Origin of the sequence: Ferranicluibacter rubi (genome assembly GCF_011603255.1) — a bacterium.
Taxonomy (GTDB): Bacteria; Pseudomonadota; Alphaproteobacteria; order Rhizobiales; family Rhizobiaceae; genus Ferranicluibacter; species Ferranicluibacter rubi.
On sequence record NZ_JAANCM010000030.1, the window covers coordinates 1 to 6138 of the forward strand.

Genomic DNA, 6138 nt, shown 5'->3' on the forward strand with positions numbered 1-6138 from the left:
ATGCCGGGGATGGGGCGGTGGTCGATCCCGGTCTCGGCGTAATCCATCAGGCGCTTGAAGGCGATGGCGGGCAGGGAGCCGCCGGTCATGTTGTTGGTCGAGGTGTAGTCGTCGTTTCCGAACCAGACGGCGGCCGTATAATCGCCGGTGAAGCCGACGAACCAGGCATCGCGGTAGGACTGCGTGGTGCCGGTCTTGCCGCCGGCGACGACGCCGTTGTCCAGCGCAGCCTTGCGGGCCGTGCCGATGATCGGGATCTGCGTCAGCATGTAGTTCATCGAGGCCGTGGCCTTTTCGCTGAGCACCCGCTGGGCCGGGGGCGCATCGCGGTTGAAATCGTAGAGCACATCGCCGTCGTAATTGAGGATCTGGCTGAGGCCGTGGCGGCGCGACTGCAGGCCGCCGGCGGGGAAGACGGCGTAACCCGTCGCCTGATCCATGACGGTGAGCTCGGAGGTGCCGAGCGGAATGGTCTTGTCCGGGCGGATCGGCGTTTCCACGCCGAAAGCCTTGGCGAGCTCGACGATGCGGGGAATGCCGAGCGTATCCTTGGCAAGCCGCACCGGCACCGTGTTGATGGAGCGGGCGATGGCGCTGAGCAGCGTAACCTTGCCGGAGAAGCTGCGGCCGTAATTCTGCGGCGACCAGCGGCCCCAGGTGATCGGCGCATCGCTGATCGTCGTCTCCGGCGTCATGCCCTTTTCCATCGCGGCGGCATAGGTATAGGCCTTGAAGGAGGAGCCCGGCTGGCGGAGGGCCTTTGTGGCGCGGTTGAACTGGCTCTCGCCGTAATCGCGCCCGCCGACCATGGCGCGCACGGCGCCACCGTTCTCGATCATCACCAGCGCGCCCTGTTTGACGCGGTAGCTTTCGCCATACTGGCGCAGGCTGGATTCGATCGCGTCTTCGGCCGCCTGCTGCAGGCCCATATCGATGGTGGTGCGCACCACGAGGGAATGCTGGGCGAAAGGGGCGGCGATGCGCTGGACCTCGTCGAAGGCCCAGTCGAGGAAGAAATCGGGCGCGGTGACCTCGGCCCGATCGACCACGCTGGCCGGATGAAGCCTTGCCGCGACCACCTGTCCCTCGGTCATCAGCCCGCCCTGGACGAGATTGGTCAACACCTCGTTGGCGCGGGCGCGGGCGGCCGGCAGGTTGACGTGGGGGGCGTAGCGGGCCGGGGCCTTGAACAGGCCGGCGAGCATGGCGCTCTCGGCGAGGTTGATATCGGTGATGGCCTTGCCGAAATAGAACTGCGACGCCGCCGCTGCGCCAAACGTGCCGCCGCCCATATAGGCGCGGTCGAGATAGAGGCGCAGGATCTCTTTTTTCGAGAGGTTGCACTCCAGCCAGACGGACAGGAAGGCTTCCTTGATCTTGCGCTCGAAGGTGCGCTCGTTGGAGAGAAAGAGGTTTTTGGCGAGCTGTTGCGTCAGCGTGGAACCGCCCTGCACGACGCCGCCGGCGCGGGCATTGACGGTCATGGCGCGGGTGAGGCCGAGGAAGTCGATGCCCCAATGGTCGAAGAAGCGGCGGTCTTCGGTGGCGAGCACCGCTTTGACCAGCGTATCCGGCAGCTCGTCCACGGGAACGCTGTCCTCGTGGATGATGCCGCGATGACCGATCTCGTTGCCGTAGCGATCGAGGAACGTGACGGCGAAATCGCTCTGCGCCAGCCAGTTGCCCTTGGTCTCCTGGAAGGCGGGCAGCGCCAGCGCGAGCAGAGCCACGGCCCCGACGGTGCCCCAGGTCATGCCTTCGCCGAGCAGTTCGAACACGACGCGCTTCCAGCCGCGCACGCGAAAACGGCGGAAGAAGATGGTGATGTCTTCCCACCATTCGGCGAGGCGAAAACCGGTGTGCCAGACGGTTGAATCGATGAAGGCGTCGACGCGCAGGAGGATGTGGCGCTTCTTCGGAAGCTCAGCCGGTCTCACGGACGCCGCGCCCTCCGGTGGTGCCGGGCGCGGTGTCGTGTCGGGAATGTCGTCGCTCGGGCTTGTCAACGCTTCGGACCGTCCTCAATCTCGCACGGTGTTTCGATGTCGCACAGGCTGCTGGCGAAAGCAGGCTTTTTTCGCGCGGGATGGCGCTATACTGCCACGCAGCGGCTTTCCCTTCCACGAGGATATGTCGCAACAGCCTTAAAATTCTGGAAATGCAGACTTACCTAGCGCGGGACGGCGTCTCGGTATAGATGAAGCCGGTACGGATGGCAGGACGGATCCATGGGCGACATGCCTTTCTGGAAGACCAAGACACTGGAGACGATGAACGGCGCGGAGTGGGAAAGCCTCTGCGACGGCTGCGGCCTCTGTTGTCTGAACAAGCTGGAAGACTGGGATACGGGCGAGATCGCCTGGACCTCGATCCGCTGCACGCTGCTGGACGGCGACACCTGTCGCTGTCGCGACTATCCGAACCGGCAGGCGACCGTGCCGGACTGTATCCAGCTGACGCCCCAAGAGGTGCGCGAACTCCCCTGGCTGCCGCCCACCTGCGGTTACCGCCTCGTGCGTGACGGCGAGGACCTCTACTGGTGGCATCCGCTGGTGTCCGGCGACCCGGAAACGGTGCACGCCGCCGGCATTTCCGCGCGCGGACGCACGGTCAGCGAGGATGACGTCGATATCGACGACTTCGAGGACTATCTGGCGGACTGGCCGACGACGGTGGGCGAGTGCGGCGAACGGTAGATCATTTATAGAACGTATCCTGTTGGTACTTTCGATCTTCCAAAGGGATTTATAGAATATATTCCTATTCGACGGAAGTCAGTTCAGAGACCGGAGAGGGCCCCTGCGCTTATTCCTGCTCATTCTGTTCAAGTCCCGAGATGGTGTAGTCACGCGCGATGGCGGACGTAGCGGTGAACCACCCCGACGCGCGCGTGCGTTGCTGATGAAAATCGAAGGCGGTCCGGTCCACGAAACGTTCTTCGACACGCCACACCAGCGGATCATCTGTCTGCGAAACGTCAAAGGAAAGGCAACCCGGTTCCGCGCTGGTCAGACGAAGGTGCTCCGGAAGATGGTGCTTGACGATCTGCACATCCGACATCGACGAGCAGCGTAGAAAGCCGGACAGCCTTACCCGACCTGTTTTGTTGTCCATATGGGATCTCTCGTAACGCGTTCGAATAATTGCTAACGCAATTTCCCGGCGTCGTCCATCGAAGCGCCGCCGGACGATGCCTGTGCGAATGGGGCAGCTCTTTAATTTCTAGAAATAGGAAAATAAGCCTTGACGGCGTGACGGTCGTTTGATAGGTTTTGCGTATGGTCGGAGAAGTAGGCGGAACGGGATGAGGCATCCCTGTTTCAGCTTTTGCCTGCACGCTCCCGATTGCTTCAGCTCAAGGATATGATGATGATTTCGCAACCGGATGTCGATCTGGCGCTGTTTGGCGCGTGGGAAATCGCCCCCGCGTATGACGCGGCGGGCGGACCGGAGCGGCAGGCACGGCAGGCTTTGCGCGACACGACCCGGATCGTGGTGCTGGACACCAAGGCGACGGCGACAGCGCCGCGCGACGAGCTGCAGGAGATGCTGAACATCATGACGCGCGAGTTGCGCGAGCAGATGCAGCGGTTTCAGGTGCTGCGCGATATGGCGCTTTCTCAGGAGGCGGCCGGCAACGGTGAGATCGACCGCAAGCAGGTGCAGGCCGACGCCAAGGCGAGCATCGAGGCGATGTCGGTCATCGTGCGGACGCTGGAAAAGATCGACACGCTGCAACGCACGATCGCCGACGACCGACGCAGGGACGCCGAGGCCAAGCTGGAGACATCCGATTATGACACGATGGTCGAAGCCTTGCGGGAGCGGATCGAAGAGCGTGCCGAGGCCCGGGCCCGACAACTCTTCGGGCAGTGGCAGCGCGACGCCGGTGACAGCCGTGTCGACCCTGCGGGCGGCGCAGCCGGCATTGACGATGCCGATCCAAAGCCGCCATGAAAAGCGCCGCCTCGAGAAGTTGAGAGGGCGGGCTGCGGCGCTGCTGGAGGCCGCGACGCGGGACATCAGCGGCGTGGCGACACAGCGAATGACCAAGGTGATCCTACCGCTGGACCGCCTGGCGGATGGCATTGCCACCCGATCTGTGGCGCAAGGAGCGATGGCGCCGGACGCCGCCGAGACCGGAAAAACCAACGAAGCCGACGGGCAGGCAATGACGGCTGAGGGCGTGCAACAGATTTACCGGGTGATGAACGTGCCGGTGGCACAGGCAGCCATTCTACAGCTTTACCATGACTGGGCCTTTGCCGGCCGGCCGGAGCAGCAGCCGCCCGACAGCGACTGGCTGGTCTGGCTGCTGATGGGCGGCCGTGGATCGGGAAAGACGCGGGCGGGGGCCGAATGGGTGCAAGCGCTGGCGACGGCCCCCGGCGCCAGGGCGGGCCTGCGCATTGCGCTGGTGGCCGAGACGCTGGGGGATGCCCGCGAGGTCATGATCGACGGCGTGTCGGGCATCTGCCGGATCGCCCGGCGCAACCGCCCGGATTTCGAGGTATCGCGGCGAAGGCTGGTCTGGCCGAACGGCACGGTGGCGCAGATCTTTTCCTCGGAGGATCCGGAAAGCCTGCGCGGGCCGCAGTTCGATTTTGCCTGGGCGGACGAGGTGGGCAAATGGAAACACGCGCAGGAAACCTTCGACATGCTGCAATTCGCGCTGCGGCTGGGAGACTGGCCACGCATGATGGTGACGACGACGCCACGGCCGGTGCCGCTTTTGAAAAAGCTGATGGCCGACCCCGGCACGGTGACGTGCCGCATCCGCACGCAGGACAATGCCGGCAATCTGGCGCCGGGTTTCCTGAAGGCGATGGACGGCCGCTATGGCGGCACGCGGCTCGGGCGGCAGGAACTCGACGGCGAGATGATCGCCGACCGGGAGGATGCGCTGTGGAACCGGGCGGCGATCGAGGCGCTGACGTTGCGTGATACGGGGCCGCTCGGCCGCATCGTCGTGGCGGTCGATCCGCTGGCGGGCTCCGGTGCCGACAGCTGCTGCGGCATCGTGGTGGCGGGCCTCGACGGGCGGGGACGGGCGGTGGTGCTGGCGGATTGCTCGGTGGAAGGCGCAAGCCCCGCCGGCTGGGCGGCGGCCGTGGTGCGGGCCTTCCGCCGCTTCGACGCCGACCGTGTTGTTGCCGAGATCAACCAGGGTGGAGACATGGTGGCGGCGGTCCTGCGCGGCATCGACGCCCGCCTGCCGATCACCAACGTTCGGGCGAGCCGCGGCAAGTGGCTGCGTGCCGAGCCGGTGGCGGCTCTGTACGAGCAGGGTCGTGTGGTGCATGCGGGAGCGTTTCCGGCGCTGGAGGACCAGATGTGCGACTTCGGTGCGGACGGGCTCTCCTCGGGACGCTCGCCGGACCGGCTGGATGCGCTGGTCTGGGCGCTGACGGCGCTGATGCTGGAGGGCGGGGGCGAGCCGCGGTTGCGGATGGTGTGATGGTGTTGGGTGTTTGCGGGCGGGGCGGCCCCTCATCCGGCTGCCGCCACCTTCTCCCCGCCAAGCGGGGCGAAGGGATATGCCGCAAGCGCTCGCTTTTGTCTCGAAGGCTGACAATAGGGGCGGGAGCCATGCCGCGTGTCCCTTCGCCCCGCTTGCGGGGAGAAGGTGCCGGCAGGCGGATGAGGGGCTGACGGTGGTGGTTTTGGGGTCTGAGGAAGGAAGGAAGGCCCTCTCTGCCCTGCCGGGCATCTCCCCCACAAGGGGGGAGAGGACCTGGGGCTCGCCGCTTGCTTCAAAAGGAACGTTCGAGATTGAAGCTGAGGGCGTCCCGCGAGTCCTCTCCCCCCTTGTGGGGGAGATGCCCGGCAGGGCAGAGAGGGCCTTTCTTTTTGCCCCCCAAACCCGTCCCACAAACGAAAAAAGGCGCACCCCATGTGCGCCTCTCGTCACTCCCGAACCAACCTCGATCGCCTACTTCGCGCTGGCCGGAACGGGCTTGGCGGGGGCGGTGGTTGTGGTGCGGATTTGGCGCCATTCGTTTTCGAAGCGTTCGAAAAGGCTCTGGGAAATCGTCTTGACGGTCATGGTCTCTCCTTAACGCGACGGTTGAGTGCGGCGAAAACGCTTAAGGGGCACAAAGGTTCCGCGGACTGTGCCGCGGGGCGAAGGGTCAGTCG

General features: G+C 65.0%; 5 protein-coding genes. 3 read left to right on the forward strand and 2 right to left on the reverse strand.

All coding sequences use genetic code 11. The features are described from left to right. Nucleotides 1-1937: transglycosylase domain-containing protein (locus G8E10_RS25670; protein ID WP_343289894.1), on the reverse strand; the 1937-nt coding region annotated here is incomplete at its 3' end. 291 nt (nt 1938-2228) lie between these two features. Here G8E10_RS25670 and G8E10_RS25675 point away from each other — a divergent pair. Continuing rightward, nucleotides 2229-2696 carry a YcgN family cysteine cluster protein gene (locus tag G8E10_RS25675; protein ID WP_110799777.1) on the forward strand — a complete coding sequence of 156 codons (468 nt, stop codon included), beginning with the start codon at nt 2229-2231 and terminating at the stop codon, nt 2694-2696. Between the two features lie 109 nt (nt 2697-2805). Here G8E10_RS25675 and G8E10_RS25680 read toward each other — a convergent pair whose 3' ends face one another. Further along, the gene (locus G8E10_RS25680) at nt 2806-3114 is read right to left on the reverse strand and encodes a putative quinol monooxygenase (protein ID WP_167131254.1); all 309 of its coding nucleotides are present in this window, start codon (nt 3112-3114) and stop codon (nt 2806-2808) included. Between the two features lie 255 nt (nt 3115-3369). Between G8E10_RS25680 and G8E10_RS25685 the strand changes: the two genes are divergently transcribed. Then, nucleotides 3370-3957, forward strand: a complete 588-nt coding sequence (locus tag G8E10_RS25685) for a hypothetical protein (RefSeq protein WP_167131256.1) — start codon at nt 3370-3372, stop codon at nt 3955-3957. Nucleotides 3958-4207: 250 nt separating this feature from the next. Beyond that, nucleotides 4208-5458, forward strand: a complete 1251-nt coding sequence (locus G8E10_RS25690; protein WP_167131260.1) for a DNA-packaging protein — start codon at nt 4208-4210, stop codon at nt 5456-5458. The last annotated feature ends 680 nt before the right edge of the window (nt 5459-6138 follow it).